The following is a 16,389-nucleotide window of genomic DNA, read 5'->3' on the forward strand; positions in this document are numbered from 1 at the left end:
TGATATGAAACTTTTAAAAAAGACGAGTGCATATTTATTGCTATCTTTACTCGTTGTAACTAGTATGTTTAGCACGACTAATAGCGATAAAGCATACGCAGAAGACCATTCATATGATGGGAAAAGTCCTTATTATAACAGCTGTGATCAATCTGCAGTAACGAAAGAAAAGAAGTGGATCGATTCAAATTCTTATGTGGAATTAAAATTTAGCACGACGTGTAAGACAGCGTGGGCAAAAGTTACTGTAACTCGCCTGGCAGTTTATAATAACGAAGCTGATGCAAGGATTGTTAGAAAAACAGATGGAAAGGCATACACTTGTGGAAGTGCTGGAGGAAATGGTGTTGTAAATAAAGGGCAAACATCATGCTATACGCCAATGGTATATGACTTAGATCCAAGAAAGGCGCAAGCACAGGGGAAGCATGCCATTCCGAATAGTGATGCATATAATTATGCGGAGACTATTTGGTATTGATCATATTATAAAAAAATTAAGATAGCATGTTTAAAGAGCATGTTTTGAGTGGTTTTCAAAGCATGCTCTTTGTTTGTTTATCCGGTATAAACGAATAGTAAGACTCTAACTTCGAACCTCAACTGAAGTAAAGCAGGTAGTGGGGTTGTTTGTAAAGAGCTAATTAAGTATGGATGTTTCTTTGGTTATTGGGATTATTTAACATAAATAGTTTTCATATCTCCTTATTTATGCTCTAATTAAACCAAAGGAGGGGAGTAGATGAGTAATGAGATTAAACGATTTGTAATGTGCACTTTAATATTTACATGGATACTATGGGGGCTACTAATTAACTTAATAAAATTTAACATTACGACATTTGGTACACCGTTAGCGATGATAGTATTTGTTTTTGGGGGAATCATGCCGGCAATCGTTGCAATTAGCTTAAAGAAAAAATATGGATCAAAAGAAGAGTTCAGAGTGTTTATAAAAAATGTTGTTAATCCTAAGTATCATTTTTTATGGTATATTCTAATCGTTGTTTTGGCTTTTATTAGTTGTTATCTGCCAATAATATTTGGTGGAGCAACGATGCAAAAACCATTATACGTGGCATTGCTTAGTTTTCCAATAATGATCGTTGGTGGTGGTCTTGAAGAAATCGGATGGAGAGGATTCTTACAGCCTGCCCTTCAGAAAAGGTTTTCGGCATTTTTTAGTACGATTATTGTGAGCTTTATATGGGCTATTTGGCACTGGCCGTTATGGTTTATTCCGGGCACGAATCAAACTCAAAGGGATTTTATAGCTTTTATAATTACGACAATTGCCATATCGTTCTTATTAACTACAATTTATAACGCAACTAAAAGTATTTTTATGTGTCTAATTTTCCATGCGCTTCTTAATTCTTTTTGGAGTGTGTACGTGCCAAATGATAAAGTGTTACCAGCATTTCCAACTTTTATTTTCGGAATTTTTGTGTTTATTTTATATAAAGTCGTAATGAAAAGAAAGAACCTTTTATTGATTAGGTAATTGAAATAATAAAAGGAAACATATTAATATATTTTTTTATGGATATGAAACTAATTAATAAGAACACGACACAAACATAATTAAAATATAATACAAGTTTGTGTCGTAAAAAAATTGTAAAACTATAAACAACATTAAAAAGAATGAAGAGCCTTTCCATATACATAAACAATGTTAACGACAGTTCTAGTAGCTCATTTGTTAGAATAATCGAATTAACTAAGGTCTGTATCAGGAGGAGTGTATCCGAGGTGACGAGCCATTGATACAATTTGACCTTTATGATGAAATTCATGTGTTTCTGTATGAGTTAAAAGCCATAGCGGTGTTGTGCTCCAAGGTTCTTTTTGCCATTTTACTTCATTTGCTATATTTTCGAGCCAACGGTCATTGTATTCATCTAAAAAACGTTGTACAGTCTCATCTACTAACTTAAATCTAGCACGGACTTTCGCGATATCTGCATGCTCAATTTCATAATCACTAGCAAATGAAAAATCTGCTCGCTTTTGCTTAAATGCAAATGATCCAAGCCAGTATCGATAGCAATCGGCTACATGAATATGCGTCTTTATGATGCTACCGCTCCCGAAATTTGGAACAGTGCTACGTAATTTTTCTAGTGGGATTTCTTCCAAAAACGAAAATAGAGTTTCTCTTGTAGAGCTAATAAGATGATATTGTTGTTTTAAAACATGTAACATGTAATTAACACTCCTCTTTTATTTACTAAACTATTTGTGTAGTAAATAATTCTATATGTACGAGAGGTGAACCTTTTATTATTTTTACTAAGCATATTAGATGTATTTCTCCATTGTTTCTGATAGATTAAACAAGGTGAAACTTTAATAAATTGAACATTTTTAGTTCATAATAAATGGTACATGAAGAAGGAGAACGATCAAATGAATAGACTAGTTGGTTTAAAACAATTTGAAATAACGCGTGGGGCATTACTTAAATTTATGGAAACGTTAGATGATAAAACTGTAGATACACAGCCAGAGGGTTTTAACAATACAATTCGTTGGCATATCGGTCATGTGTTAACGGCAGCAGAAGTTTTCATGTTTGGAAAAGAATTCAAACAATTACCAACTGAATATCCAGGTATGTTTGGATATGGATCAAGGCCGTCTAAATGGAAAACAGAAGGACCATCGTTAGAAGTGTTAACGGCTCAATTAAAAGAACAAGCAAAACGTATTAACGAAATTCCAGCAGAAGCATTTGAAAATAAACTGCCAGAGCCATTCCTAGGATTGGAAACAGTAGGGGAGCTTTATGGTATGATGCTTTATCATGAAGCTGATCATATTGGGCAAATCAAGGCGATGGAACGTATTATTAAGGCTCTTTAATTGTAATTGTATATAAAAAACGAAATTATATTGTGAAATATTATAACGACAAAAAGGATAGATAATTTATTATCTATCCTTTTTGTCGTTGAGTTTAAAGGGGTGTAAGCGCTTGTAATCTTGATGCTGATAAAGTAGGTATAGTTATTACATTTGTTTTACATAATAGAAAAATATTGAAGGAAATACAGAATTAAGGTTGCAAAAGCCGTATGTAATATAAGTATAATAATAGAGAAGAACTAGAAATAGGGGTGAATACTATGATTACATTAGAACAAAAGTTGGAGCAATATAAACATACATATGTACAGTTAAAGGGAGAACTAAAATGGAAAACGAGTGATTCTCGAACAGGAATGATGATTGCTGCTATGTATGCAGGTAGTGATAAATTGTTTGATCTCGGACGTTTTTTAGAAATTAGTAGTTATATTAAGAATCAGGTAGGGATGTTTTCATACTTAAAGTCTTATCATCGTTTTGTAGTGGCCGCAACATTAGATATTCACTTTACAGATTACAAGGAAGCTTTTCGGACGTTTTTAGATTTATATGAACAATTGGTCACTGGTGGCTTTAGCCGGAGTATATTTACTTATCTCGCAGCAGCTGTGCTTTTAACAGAAGAAAATGAACAGCATGGCACACATATTCAGCGTTCGATGCAAGTATATAAACGCATGAAAAAGGATCACCTCTTTCTTACAAGTACAAATGATTATCCACTCGCAGTTTTATTAGCAGGACAATCAGAGCATGTAGAAACACTTATGGACCGAGTGGAACGTCTTTATCAGAAACTAGCGACAGCTGGTTTGCGTAAAGGGAATGATCTTCAATTTTTGAGTCATATTCTTTCACTAAAGAAGGATGTCAGGGAAGAACTATTAGTTGCAAAATGTACAAATATATGGAATTTGTTAAAGCAAGAAAAGGTAAAAGTAAAACAGATGCATTACCCAGCTATCGGGCTACTAGCGTTACTCGAGGACGGAGAAAAAGAGATTCATTCTATTCGAGCATTTATTGAAAAATTGCAGGGGGATAAATTGTTCCGTTGGCATACAGATACAACTATTCTTATTGCTATTCAACTGTTCGTAAGTCAGAAAGGTGAGGAAAGTAAAGCTACTAACACAGGTTTACAAACAATGATAGAAGTCCTCATACAAGCACAACAGGCAGCCATGATGGCAACGATTGCCGCTTCATCTGTAGCAACATCTTCTGCTAGTAGCAGTTCATAATGTGTAATTGCTTATACTCTTGTAAATTATAACGCCCTTGATAAGGACGGTTTAAAAAATATTACTAAAAACAGTTAGCTCATCACTCTCTAATGAGTGATGGGCTAACTGTTTTTACATAATCAGCATTATCTTTTTGATTCCTTCAAATGTTTGAGCTGCGTGACAATCATAATGCTAATAACAACGAGTAAAAACCATGAACTAATTTTGCTTAAGTGAACGAGACTCCATGCTTCCCGTTGATTTGGATATTGCCATGCTCCGAAAAATGTTGCGATGTTCTCTGCAATCCAAATGAAAAATCCGATAAGGAAAAAGGAGAGAACGAGTGGCATTTTATATGTAACGCCTTGTAATGAAAATTGTACAAATGTGCAAGAGAAAACAATGAATAGTAGTAAAGTTAATATCCATCTAAAATCGTATGTAAAGTGGTGTGTGAAAAAATTGAAGTAAATCATAGCTCCTAACGGCACGGCAAAAATAGCTTTCGGCCAATGATGCATTTTTAAATGCAACCTTCTCCACGCTTGACATATGTAACTCGCGACACTCGCATACATAAAACCGCTGTATAGCGGAACTCCAAAAACCTTCGAATATGCCTCTTCGGGATAACTCCATGAACCGAAATGTACTTTATATATTTCTAGTAAAAGGCCGATGAGGTGGAAGATGGTAATTACTTTTAGTTCGTCTTTTGTTTCAAGACCCGTCTTGTACATAATCCACTGCATAAGAAGGCATACGATGAGTATGAAATCATAGCGGTATAACCCTGGGATTGAAACAATTTTTGAAAGGGCTAGTGTTAAGAAAATAATGACTGGGAATAAGCAAGATAATGCTTGTTCGTAAGTGAAATGTAGTAGTTGTTTTATATAGAACATTGTGTCACCTTCGATGTTTTTATTGGGAAAATCAAAATAATCAATAAGTATACTACAATTTTAAAAATAATCCAGTAGTCTATTTTGCATGTATTTGTAAGTTTTAGAAGGGAATTGTAATGAGTATTTTAATATTGTAGAAAAGTGAAAAAATAGTTTGCTATTTAAAAAAAGTGGGGATATAATATCTAAATGAAAATGATAATTATTATCAATAATAATTATAAATAAAAAATAATTACAAAAAACAACTGAATATAAAGGATGAAATGAAACATGTTACATAAGTCTACTGTACATGCTGGTAATAACCGCTGGATACATATTAAGTTCATATGTTTCATGAGCTTAACAATTTTATGTTTAATTGGATCTATATTTTTAGCCATTTCATTTGGTGCAAAGGATATTCATTTACAAACGGTGTGGACTGCGGTTTTGGATTACAATCCGAAATTAACGCAGCACCAAATTATTTATGAATTAAGGCTCCCGAGAGTAATTGGAGCAGCAGTTGTAGGGGCAGCTTTTGCGGTCGCTGGAGCGGTTATGCAAGGAGTAACACGAAATCCTTTAGCTGATGCAGGTGTACTTGGCATAAATGCCGGAGCGATGTTTGTAGTAGCACTTAGTTTTGCTTTTTTTCCGCATATGCCGTATTCCTATTTAATGATTGTTTCCTTTATTGGAGCAGTCTTAAGTACAGTACTTATTTTTGTTATTGGATCAGCAACATCAGGTGGGTTAACACCAATGAAGTTAACGATTGCTGGAGCTGTTATGGCAGCGCTTTTACATTCATTAAGTTCAGGTGTTGCGATTTATTATGATTTAAGCCAAGATTTAGCGTTTTGGTATGCTGGTGGTGTTGCAGGGGTTAAGTGGGAACACTTGAAATTTTTAGTCCCTATTATTCTTATAACGATTATTTTTGCAATAGTGTTAGGGAGATCTATTTCACTCATATCAATGGGGGATGATGTTGCTACAAATTTAGGAGTGAAAACGAACCGAACGAGAATACTAGGGATGATTATAGTAGTTATTCTAGCAGGTGTTTCTGTTTCAGCTGTTGGTTCTATTGGATTTGTAGGACTAGTTATCCCGCACATTGCTAGAAAATTAGTTGGTGTGAATTATAGACTCATTATTCCTATGTCAGCATTATTAGGAGCTATGTTATTAGTTGTAGCTGACCTAGGAGCTAGAACAGTAAATCCTCCTAAGGAACTTGCGATAGGGATTATGGTAGCTCTTGTTGGAGTTCCGTTCTTCCTCTATATAGCACGTAAAGTTGGGAGGGAGTTATAAGTGAAAGATCTTTTTAACACGGATAAAAAGAGAGCTATTACTGTAACTACAATATTCGGATGTGTAAGTATCGCTGTAATTTTAATCAGTCTAAATACAGGGACACTGAGTATAGAGCCACTTAAAGTAATTGAAACACTTTTTGGTTATGGTGATTTTGAGAGCGCAACCGTGCTATATGATTATCGTATGCCAAGAATTATAATCACAATGTTAGCCGGTATTGGCCTTGGGATTTCCGGTGCGATTTTGCAAGGATTATCCCGTAATGCACTTGCAGACCCTGGTATTCTTGGACTGCATTCAGGTGCATCTTTCGGGCTAATTATATTCGTTACATTCTTTCATTCTATTAATGAAAGTGCATCTATTTTAATACCGTTATTTACATTTGGCGGAGGAGTATTAGCTGCATTTCTTATTAGTTTACTTGCGAGTGATCGGTCAAATGGTTTACTTCCCATTAGACTTATTCTCGTTGGTATTGCAGTTTCAGCTGGTTTTAGTGCAATTTCGTTATTTTTCTCTCTCAAGTTAAATGATGAGACGTATACATTCGCTTCTAGATGGCTAGTTGGTAACGTGTGGGGAAGGGATTGGATTCATGTCCTTGCATTATTACCTTGGATTTTCATACTAACCCCTTATGCGTGGCTAAAATCTAAAACGTTAAATGCATTGTCACTAGGTGATAGTGTAGCGGCAGGACTTGGTGTTTCTGTTCAAAAAGAACGGTTATTACTTTTAGCTACAGCGGTTGGATTATCTTGCGCAAGTGTATCGATGGCAGGAGGGATTGGTTTTATCGGTTTAGTTGCTCCGCATATCGCAAGGAAGTTAGTAGGTACTACATATCAACACTTTCTTCCTTTAGCTGGCATTATCGGAATGATTATTTTAGTGCTAGCAGATACGATAGGTCGTTCTATATTTGAGCCAAACTCTATTCCAGCTGGTGTAGTAGTGGCGGCATTAGGAGCACCGTATTTTCTTTATTTACTTACAAAAACAAAATAAATACTTCAAAGAGGAGAACATATGAAAAAGAAACTTACTATTTTATTTAGCATGATGTGTATTTTAGTATTAGCAGCATGTGGTCAAACGAAAGCTAATGAAGAGGCAACGAAAAAAACGGAAAAAAGTAATGATCTAAAAATCGCCTCTATGTCCATTCATTTAACAAATAATTTACTTGCATTAGGAATTACACCAGTAGGTTCTGTTATTGGCGGAGATTTAAAAGATTTCTTACCGCACGCAAAAGAGCAGTTGAAAGATACGAAGAAACTTGGTGTTGTAACAGATCCGAATATGGAAGCGTTACTTCAATTGAAGCCAACTGACATTTATGTGGATGAAAAATACGCGGGCAAAGATTTAGCGAAATACGAAAAAATTGCAAAAACACATTCTTTCAACTTAGATGAAGGCACGTGGAGAGATCAGTTAAAACAAGTTGGTAAACTTGTAAACCGTGAGAAAGAAGCGGATAAATATATTCAAGATTACGAAGAGCAATCAAAACGAGTAAAAAGTTTAATAGATAAAGAATTAGGTAATAACGAAAAAGTAATGGCAATTCGTGTTACTGCAAAAGAATTACGAGTATTTAGTACGAAAAGACCGATGGGACCAATTTTATTCCAAGACTTAGGATTACAACCTGCAAATGGTGTAGAGAAAATTGATGGAAACCGTCCTTTCGAAGTCATTTCACAAGAAGTATTACCTGACTTTGATGCAGATGCTATTTTCGTTGTCGTTAACAGAGATGATAAAGCGAAAGCTGCATTTAAACAACTTCAAGAAACACCAATTTGGAAAGACTTAAAAGCTGTTAAAGGTAAGCACGTATACATTATTAATGACCAACCATGGCTTGACTATTCTGCTTTAGGTAACAAAATGGCAATGGATGAAGCGGAGAAAATGTTTACGAAATAATATAGTTTCGCTATTAGGAAAGGTCCTCTAAATTTGGAGGGCTTTTTATTATTGTTTGAATAAACGAAAAATTATACAATGAAGTTAATTTCGTGTAGAGGAGATGTGCCAATGTCAGCGCTTATTGTAAGTATCCCGTGTATAAAGCAGTTTATAGAATAAGGGGATAAATAAGCTAATAATTATCCCTGTTATTAAAAAAGGGGGAGTTTGAAATGACAATGAATCTTTTTCAAAATAAAACGATTAAATTATCAGCTATTAGAGAAGCAGATGCTGAAGTAATGGCTATGTGGCAAGAAGATAGTGAGTATTTAAGGAATGTAGATACAGATGTAGCATTCCCGCAATCGATACAAGAAATAGCAAGTGATGGGCTATTAAAGGGACGGAGATCGAATAGTGTTTCTTTCATGTTAAGGACAGTTCAAGATGATCGCTTAATTGGTTTTGTTGCAATTCATGGCATAGAGTGGAATAACAGAACGGGTTTATTAGCTATTGGTATAGGAGATGCGAATGATAGGGGGAAGGGATATGGAAGAGAAGCGATCTATCTTATCTTAAAATATGCTTTTTATGAATTGAATTTACACCGCGTCGGTCTTGATGTTATTTCTTATAATAAAGCTGCTATTGAGTTGTATAAAAAGATGGGTTTTCGGATGGAAGGCTGTATGAGAGAAGCGGTTCAAAGAGATGGGAAGTATTTTGATCGTATCATTATGGGGATATTGCGGGATGAATGGATAGAGCTGCAAGGTTAGAAAGTACATTCAAAATTATATATGTAGTATGCAGGAGATATAATGATAATTGGCGAATTTTTACAATGTACTGATTGAACTTATAAGGAGTCATGAAAAATGAATTTAGAAAAAAGTAAACCAGTAAATGAAGAGGTCGCTGAATTAAAGGAATTAATTAAAGAATTACACGGAAGTGTACATCAACTTCAAAGTGAAGTGCAGCAATTAAGGCATGAAAGACCGGTTGTTGAAGTAAGAAAAGGTGTTCAATTATCACCAGCAATCGTTGGACAAATTGGTGGTATGATATTGGGTGGATTAGCAATTATCGGTATATTTTGGTGATGAAAAAAGGTTTGCAGCATCGTGCTGCAAACCTTTTGGATTTGACGATATAATTTCATGCAATACAACTTTTACATTAAATAACGTAAATATATATAAGCATGTGATAACAAGAGTGCAACAATAGTTAATGGTAAACCAATTTTTAAGAAGTCCATATAAGAGAAAGCATGTCCTTCACGTTTTGCAATACCAGCAACGACTACGTTTGCAGATGCTCCGATTAGCGTTCCATTTCCTCCTAAGCAAGCTCCAAGAGATAACGCCCACCATAGTACTTCGATTTGCGGAGAATCGACAGATAGTCCGAGTCCTGTAGCTAAGTCTTGAATAAGAGGAATCATCGTAGCGACAAATGGGATGTTGTCGATTGTCGCAGATGCGATGCCAGATACCCATAAAATAAGTATAGCTGCGAATCCGATGTCACCGTTTGTTACGCCGATTACTTCTTTTGCAAGTGAAGAGATAAGTCCGATATCAATTAACCCGCCAACGAGAACAAATAGTCCGGCGAAGAAGAAAATGGTTACCCATTCAACGTGGGCAAATACATCTTCAATATCATGTTCTTTCACGCTGATTAACATAAGAAGTGTAGCGCCTGTCATCGCGATAACAGCAGCGTCTACATGAATAATCGAATGAAGTACGAAGCCTAAAATAGTTAGTCCTAAAATCGAAATAGATTTTAAAAGGAGGCTTTGATCTTTAATGTAATCTTTTTCGTTTAATGCCATTAGTTTTTCGATTTGTTCAGGTGTTGTTTTTAGTTTGTTACGATACATAAAGTAAATAATGCCAAGTGTCACGATAGAAATAATAATTACGATTGGAGCTAAGTTAAGTAAAAAGGCGTTAAAGTCTAAATGCTTGTTTGCTGATCCAATCATAATATTAGGTGGATCACCGATTAATGTTGCTGTTCCGCCTATATTTGAAAACAGCACTTCTGAAATCAAATAAGGCACAGGATTTACTTTTAAAATACGTGTAATGGATAATGTAACAGGAACGATTAATAAAACAGTCGTTACATTGTCCAAAAATGCTGATCCGACAGCAGTTAATAGGGATAGTAATAATAAAATGCGAATCGGTTTTCCGCCAGCTGCTTTTGCCGCTTTAATGGCCACAAATTCAAAGACGCCTGATTGACTCGTAATATGTACGAGAATCATCATCCCAATTAAAAGGGTAATCGTTTCCCATTGAATATGTGATGTGAAAGCAGTATGTAAATCTACAACTCCAAAAATAATCATAATAGCAGCACCGAATAGTGCGATTACAGCACGATTCAATTTCTCAGAAATAATAAATCCGTACGTGATTAAAAATACGGCAATTGCAAAATAATATTGCCAATTTGCTACTTCATGTGCTGACTGTTCCAATCATGTCACCTTCTTTAAATTATGTATTCAATTGTCGAAATGTATCTCGCTGCAATAATACGGGATAAAATATATTGTAGCAAATTCAAAAAAGAAAGAAAACTATTTAACAAAGTGAAGGAAAAAATGTATTTTTTACATATCATATAAAAAATATAAAAAACACAGTGCAAATTATTAGGAAAAGTGAGCGTTGTCCTCTAATATAGAGATAGCAATTTACATTATTTTTGCGTAAAATGGTTTAAAGAGGTGAATTCCGATGGAAATAGTAAAAGATAGTTCTCTTATTCAAAATGAAATTGAACGTTTTGTAAATAAAGATGTATATATTCATTTAGAAACGACAAACGGAGCGTATGCATCACACATAAATGAAAAGATGATGACAGTTGGTGCTTTCATTCGAAATGCAATTATCCGTTTTGAACGCGGGAAGATAACTGGAACAAATCCATACCGAGTTGGTCTAAAAATGGATCATGGTTGGGTATATGCTGAAGGTATTACGCACTGGGAAGTAGATGGTCAAGAGCGTTTATTACTAGCTGGACATGATAATTTAGGTCGTCTAGCAGTTGCACTTGAGTTAAGCTTAACACCATTTAAGTAAGAAGGAGGGAAACTTATGGAGAGACATGTACTTGTTGTATTTCCGCATCCAGATGATGAAGCATATGCTGCGGGAGGAACAATTCGCTTATTAACAGATCAAGGAGTACCTGTAACATATGCATGTGGTACTCTAGGACAAATGGGACGTAACATGGGTAAGAACGTATTTGCTAACCGTGAAACGATCCCAAATATCCGTGAGAAAGAATTGAAAGATGCTTGTGAAGCGATGGGCATTAAAGATTTAAGAATGCTTGGCTTCCATGATAAAACGTTAGAATTTGAAGATGTTGATTTCGTTGCTGACAAAATTGAAGCAATCATTCAAGAAGTAAATCCATCTCGAATTATTACATTTTATCCAGAGCACGGTGTACATCCAGATCATAATGCATTTGGCCGCGCTGTCGTTCGCGCTGTATCACGTATGCCAAAAGAAGAGCGCCCAGTTATCCATGCTGTTGCGATTACGAAAAATCGTGAAGCAGTATTAGGAGAACCGGATGTTGTAAATAACATTAGTGAAGTATTTGATCATAAATTAACTGCATTAGGTGCGCACCGTTCACAAACAGAAGCAATGCTTGAAGACACGCATGCAAAAATAAAAAACAAAGATGCAGCAACATTAAAATGGCTGCAACTTGAACAGTTTTGGACTTATAAATGGGAGTAGGCTAGAAGGATACCTTCTAGTTGCTCTTACATAGAAAAAGCGCCGTCACTTGTGATGGTGCTTTTTCTTGTTGAAGACTATATATTTCTTAGGGTGCTTCAAAATTTTTAAATTAACGTGCAGTATAGCCTCCATCAACAAGAAGTGTTGTACCGTTAACAAAACTAGCATCATCACTTGCTAAAAATAAGACAGCTTTAGCGACTTCTTCTGGTGTTCCAAGTCTGCCTTGTGGATGAAGTGAAGCTAAATATTCTTTTTGTTGAGGATTAACACTACCTAGTAAAGGGGTGTCAATATAACCAGGGCACACCGCATTAATACGTATTCCATATTTAGCGTAGGCAGTACATAAATTTTGAGTTAATAGTTTCACACCACCTTTTGCAGAGGAGTATGCTGTTGGGGTAGGTAATGAAACAAAACTATGAATCGAACCAGCGTTAACGATGACACCACCTGTACCTTGTTTAAGAAATTGTTCAATCGAATATTTATCAGAAAGGAATACCCCAGACAAATTAATATCAATAGTTCTTTTCCACTTTTCATAGGATAATTCGTTTGCCGGTGCATCATCAGCAACGCCGGCATTTGCATACATAATATCTAATTTACCGTATGTACTTACTGTCTCATGAATTAGCTGTTTAATATCTGCCTCTTTTGTTACATCGGTTTTAATAAATAACGTATCATATCCATGTGCATTCAATTCATCTGATAGTTCTTTTCCACGTTCAGAAAAGTCAGCAATAACTACTTTTGCACCTTCTTCGATAAAAAGACGAACAGTAGATTCGCCAATTCCACTTGCACCACCAGTTATGATTGCTACTTTGTCTTTTAATTTCATATAAACCTCTCCATTCATCAATGAATTTAAGTCGAATTTTTAAATCAGGTTATATCATTATTAACCTTAAATAGTAAGTAGATAGAAGAAACAGTTTGCGTTTACTTAATTGTGAGAGTGCTATTTTTTTATTGTAATTTTTTATACAGTGATGGAAGAAAATATTAATTAGGTCAATTTTATCATCAGATTGAATATTCAGTAAAGTATTCTTGAATAGAGTGAGTGCTGAAGTTAAACTACTAATCTACATAGATAGAACGAGAGAGACTACATATAGTTGCTCTTTTTATTTTATTAATTAACAAATTTTCAAACTTGCTGATGATGTAGTGGACTTAAATAAGTCACTTGTTTTTAAATTGAATCAAAAATAAAAAACAGTAAAAATAAAACGCTTAATAATAATTATTTATTGAAAAACAATAAATAAAATGATATTATCAAATTGAAAATTAGTAAGAGAGGTGCTTTTTATAAAATGTAAAACGAATGTTATGTATTAAAAAGAAATTGATGTAAATTAGAGAAATTATATATATTAATAGCGAAATAAGAAAAGGGAGTTAGAGCATGATTAATAAAACAGTAAAGAAAGTTATCTTGATTGCAGGTGGTTTGTATATTACATATTTAGTAGGTGTAGTTATTTTAGCGGAATCTATACCGTATCCTACATCTCAACAACTTAAAGAAGCCGAAAGAGTAGTTGAACGCTATGTAGGTGAAAATAATGGAGTAAAAATGATAAATACATCTAGCAGCTTCACGGCTGAGATGTTCAATCATACAATTCATATTGAAGGAAATTCAAAAGAAAATCCGGAACAATTATATCGAATGAATTTAGATCAAGTTTCTAATGAAAGTGAAAAAATAACCGAAAAATCGATAAATACAGTTTGTAAATCAAATGATGGAGGAAAGAATTTTACGTGTGCTGATACTGAATAGCTAAAAGTAGGATCCGTAGCAGCATAGTAACAGTTGATAACCATTACTCTAGTTAAATAGGAAAAAGCCTCGCAGGGGGGTGAGGCTTTAAACAGGGTATTAAAAATTATCGATTCATTAAGAATAACTTCTTTTGAATAAGCTAATTTTAGCATGATAACTCATCTATATGTGTTACGAATTTATGCACAAAAAATCAATGATAAAAATACAGAAAAGACAATAATTTATTTGGAATCTGTATCATTACATAAAGTTTGAGTGAAAAAGAAAGTATACTTTTGTATTGAGGAATAAAGATATAGTCTGCCAACGGAAATAGGCAGGCTATTTTTTTATAAAGAAAAGACAACTTGAGGTAGAGTCCGTGTTAAGAAATAAGATCGTTCAAAAGATAAAGATATTGTATTGAAACACGTCATTATTAGTGGAATAAGTTATATTTTTGATAAAAAATCTTTAAAAAGCATTATAATCCCTAGAAGAGATAAGACTTCAATTGAAAACCAAAATACACTTTTTTGAGGTTTTTTAAACTCCATTAGTATGGAGAAAAATAAAAAGATAGCAATGAGAAATATAATTAAGAGACGAAGTATATCAAACATAAATAGCACTCCTAATAGTTAATTTGTTTTACTATATAGTTATTTCCAATATTACAGAATGTAAGAAGCGACTTATCAATATTAAAGCAAAAAGTTCTCAGAAGCTATGAATTAAAAATAAAAATTTTTTTGAATCACTGAGCACAGGGGGATTATCTATTAATTAGCTTGGTGATTGAAAGAGTAATTTTTTAATCTCTTAAATGTCCGATTGGTTTAACTAAATAATCAGCGGGGAATGGACAAACCACCTACTGATTAGAATTTCACTTTATTTGTTTTCTTTTTTATCTAAATCCTTAGAATTGATATTTAGTAGTGATTTATAAGAAACATATATTTTGAATTATTTAATAGAATAATATATATTTATATTGATTTAGTGATTTTAGTTTGTTAAAAATGGGGAAATCGATATGAAAGTTAAATTTGCCGTAATAAAAGATGAGAATTTTGATTGTAGTATATTGGAAACAAAATTATTGAAAACTTTTAAAGAAGTAGATTGTGAAGCAGATATTGTAAAGGTTGAGGATGAAATTTTTGAAAACAATGATATACAAACGCATTTATCAGAAATAACCATTCATGTTACTGGAAAAAATATTGGATATAGATCCGTTTCAGCCAGTATATTTATTGTTCTAGAGAGTTTATCAATACAGCTATTTCGTATTCATATTAGTATACTTTAAGCAGTTCAAAAAGTGGATTCTTCAGAAAATCATACTGATTATATTGAGTTGTAAATATGAAAATGGTGATGAAAACAATAGAAATTATCGTATGTGCTCCCGAATGTTGGATTGCACTTTGTTTGTTGTTAAATAAGCAAGGGGTCCCTTTTTAAATTTTAATCTATCTTAACGCTAATTTATAAATAGAAGAATGGAAACATGTGAGTAATTCAATTAGATTGTACAAAAAATTTGGTACGCGGATATACGCAATGTATTCACAGGTAAGAGGGTTGTCTCATAATATATATAGATTTTTCTATTAAGATGAACAGAGGGTGTGAATATATGGAAGATGTTTACGCTAAAATTGACAGTCTCAAGGCGGAGCAAAAAGAAATGATGAGAGACATTCGAAATTTAGAAACGCGTACTACTATTAATGAGAAAGATATAGCAACAATCAATAAGCAATTAGAAAAAATAAGTACAAACACTACTTGGATTTTGCGAATTATTATTAGTGCGATAATAATGTCAGTTTTAGGATTGATATTAAAAGGGATGATTTAAAAGAAAGAGGGGAGCTCCCTCTTTCTTTTATGTAAATGAGAAACTATAAATTTTCCGTTTCCTTTTCGTCTGCATACTTATCCTCTAAGGAAATTAATAGAGGGATTGATATAGTTACAAGAATGATTAAAGTGGTGATAAAAGATTTAGAAAGAGAAAAAGAACCTTCAATTAAAGGTGATAAAAACTTGAATGAAAGTATACTTGTTATGAAGGAAATTACTAAAAAGCTCAAAAGAGATATATTTTTATTCTTTATAGATGTCTCTATAAAGTCTTTAACACAGGTTATTACGACAAATATAGTTAATATGATAAGAGAAACAAAATAATGTGTTAAATTCGTCATATTAATAGTAGGATCGTCTATTATGTAAGCAAGTAACTTAGATACTAATATTCCTCCAAACAATAAAATAATAAAAGAAAGTAATCCTTCCAATATATAAGTGCTGAAATTGTCTTTCTTGTTAAAGAGTTTATAGTTTAGAGTAGATTGGGTTATTTGAATTAGGAATAGGGTAATAATCCATACATAATATACAAATGGTAATTCTCCTGAGAATAGAGAAATTAGAAAGTTTACTACTGTCCTTAAAATTTCAATCATTACGAAAGTCCTCCTACTTGTTCAGCTTTATGACATTAGGAATATATGAGTATATCATTT

19 protein-coding genes are annotated in these 16,389 nt (G+C 33.5%); 14 read left to right on the forward strand and 5 right to left on the reverse strand.

What is annotated here, in order from left to right; all coding sequences use genetic code 11:
• The first annotated feature begins 4 nt into the window (after positions 1-4).
• Both BM089_RS16840 and BM089_RS16845 read left to right on the forward strand, forming a co-directional pair.
• Positions 5-481 carry a DUF2690 domain-containing protein gene (locus tag BM089_RS16840; protein WP_075718563.1) on the forward strand — a complete coding sequence of 159 codons (477 nt, stop codon included), beginning with the start codon at positions 5-7 and terminating at the stop codon, positions 479-481.
• Between the two features lie 261 nt (positions 482-742).
• Positions 743-1,504: a CPBP family intramembrane glutamic endopeptidase gene (locus tag BM089_RS16845; RefSeq protein ID WP_090977483.1), complete on the forward strand. Its 762-nt coding sequence runs from the start codon at positions 743-745 to the stop codon at positions 1,502-1,504.
• Between the two features lie 215 nt (positions 1,505-1,719).
• Here the strand turns inward: BM089_RS16845 and BM089_RS16850 are convergent, their stop codons facing one another.
• Positions 1,720-2,208, reverse strand: coding sequence for a DinB family protein (locus tag BM089_RS16850; RefSeq protein ID WP_090977485.1), 489 nt, complete (start codon positions 2,206-2,208; stop codon positions 1,720-1,722).
• A 183-nt stretch (positions 2,209-2,391) separates the two neighbouring features.
• Between BM089_RS16850 and BM089_RS16855 the strand changes: the two genes are divergently transcribed.
• Complete coding sequence (locus BM089_RS16855; protein ID WP_139213277.1) at positions 2,392-2,868, forward strand: DinB family protein; 477 nt, start codon at positions 2,392-2,394, stop codon at positions 2,866-2,868.
• Between the two features lie 263 nt (positions 2,869-3,131).
• Positions 3,132-4,118 carry a DUF4003 domain-containing protein gene (locus tag BM089_RS16860; RefSeq protein WP_090977489.1) on the forward strand — a complete coding sequence of 329 codons (987 nt, stop codon included), beginning with the start codon at positions 3,132-3,134 and terminating at the stop codon, positions 4,116-4,118.
• 128 nt (positions 4,119-4,246) lie between these two features.
• On the opposite strand, the gene BM089_RS16865 is transcribed toward BM089_RS16860, so the two are convergent.
• On the reverse strand, positions 4,247-5,011 hold the full coding sequence (locus BM089_RS16865; protein WP_000499376.1) for a DUF817 domain-containing protein: 765 nt from the start codon (positions 5,009-5,011) through the stop codon (positions 4,247-4,249).
• A 276-nt stretch (positions 5,012-5,287) separates the two neighbouring features.
• Between BM089_RS16865 and BM089_RS16870 the strand changes: the two genes are divergently transcribed.
• The 5 genes from BM089_RS16870 (at position 5,288) to BM089_RS16890 (ending at position 9,363) form a co-directional block, all read left to right on the forward strand.
• Positions 5,288-6,322 carry a FecCD family ABC transporter permease gene (locus BM089_RS16870; protein ID WP_000902725.1) on the forward strand — a complete coding sequence of 345 codons (1,035 nt, stop codon included), beginning with the start codon at positions 5,288-5,290 and terminating at the stop codon, positions 6,320-6,322.
• Positions 6,323-7,339, forward strand: a complete 1,017-nt coding sequence (locus tag BM089_RS16875) for a FecCD family ABC transporter permease (RefSeq protein ID WP_090977492.1) — start codon at positions 6,323-6,325, stop codon at positions 7,337-7,339.
• A gap of 21 nt (positions 7,340-7,360) precedes the next feature.
• Entirely contained in the window at positions 7,361-8,269 is a 909-nt protein-coding gene (locus BM089_RS16880) for an iron-hydroxamate ABC transporter substrate-binding protein (RefSeq protein WP_000728212.1), read from the forward strand.
• 215 nt (positions 8,270-8,484) lie between these two features.
• Positions 8,485-9,036 (forward strand): GNAT family N-acetyltransferase, encoded by a 552-nt coding sequence (locus BM089_RS16885; RefSeq protein WP_000178473.1) that lies wholly within the window; start codon positions 8,485-8,487, stop codon positions 9,034-9,036.
• A gap of 99 nt (positions 9,037-9,135) precedes the next feature.
• Positions 9,136-9,363, forward strand: coding sequence for a coiled-coil domain-containing protein (locus BM089_RS16890; protein ID WP_001047523.1), 228 nt, complete (start codon positions 9,136-9,138; stop codon positions 9,361-9,363).
• Between the two features lie 71 nt (positions 9,364-9,434).
• Here BM089_RS16890 and BM089_RS16895 read toward each other — a convergent pair whose 3' ends face one another.
• Positions 9,435-10,760 carry an ArsB/NhaD family transporter gene (locus tag BM089_RS16895; protein WP_090977494.1) on the reverse strand — a complete coding sequence of 442 codons (1,326 nt, stop codon included), beginning with the start codon at positions 10,758-10,760 and terminating at the stop codon, positions 9,435-9,437.
• A gap of 262 nt (positions 10,761-11,022) precedes the next feature.
• Here BM089_RS16895 and BM089_RS16900 point away from each other — a divergent pair, with 262 nt between their 5' ends.
• Both BM089_RS16900 and bshB2 read left to right on the forward strand, forming a co-directional pair.
• Entirely contained in the window at positions 11,023-11,373 is a 351-nt protein-coding gene (locus BM089_RS16900; RefSeq protein WP_000407046.1) for a YojF family protein, read from the forward strand.
• A 15-nt stretch (positions 11,374-11,388) separates the two neighbouring features.
• Positions 11,389-12,051 (forward strand): bacillithiol biosynthesis deacetylase BshB2, encoded by a 663-nt coding sequence (gene bshB2, locus BM089_RS16905; protein ID WP_000439487.1) that lies wholly within the window; start codon positions 11,389-11,391, stop codon positions 12,049-12,051.
• Between the two features lie 112 nt (positions 12,052-12,163).
• On the opposite strand, the gene BM089_RS16910 is transcribed toward bshB2, so the two are convergent.
• Entirely contained in the window at positions 12,164-12,907 is a 744-nt protein-coding gene (locus BM089_RS16910) for an SDR family NAD(P)-dependent oxidoreductase (RefSeq protein WP_000768013.1), read from the reverse strand.
• Positions 12,908-13,480: 573 nt separating this feature from the next.
• Here BM089_RS16910 and BM089_RS16915 point away from each other — a divergent pair.
• The 3 genes from BM089_RS16915 to BM089_RS16930 all read left to right on the forward strand — a co-directional run bounded on the left by BM089_RS16915 (position 13,481) and on the right by BM089_RS16930 (position 15,719).
• Positions 13,481-13,861 (forward strand): hypothetical protein, encoded by a 381-nt coding sequence (locus tag BM089_RS16915; protein ID WP_000608950.1) that lies wholly within the window; start codon positions 13,481-13,483, stop codon positions 13,859-13,861.
• A gap of 1,024 nt (positions 13,862-14,885) precedes the next feature.
• Positions 14,886-15,164 carry a hypothetical protein gene (locus BM089_RS16925; protein WP_000865000.1) on the forward strand — a complete coding sequence of 93 codons (279 nt, stop codon included), beginning with the start codon at positions 14,886-14,888 and terminating at the stop codon, positions 15,162-15,164.
• Between the two features lie 330 nt (positions 15,165-15,494).
• Entirely contained in the window at positions 15,495-15,719 is a 225-nt protein-coding gene (locus BM089_RS16930; RefSeq protein WP_000390469.1) for a hemolysin XhlA family protein, read from the forward strand.
• Positions 15,720-15,762: 43 nt separating this feature from the next.
• Here the strand turns inward: BM089_RS16930 and BM089_RS16935 are convergent, their stop codons facing one another.
• Entirely contained in the window at positions 15,763-16,329 is a 567-nt protein-coding gene (locus BM089_RS16935) for a DUF5823 family protein (protein WP_090977496.1), read from the reverse strand.
• Positions 16,330-16,389 lie beyond the last annotated feature (60 nt).

Source organism: Bacillus sp. 5mfcol3.1 (assembly GCF_900114335.1).
GTDB lineage: Bacteria > Bacillota > Bacilli > Bacillales > Bacillaceae_G > Bacillus_A > Bacillus_A thuringiensis_S.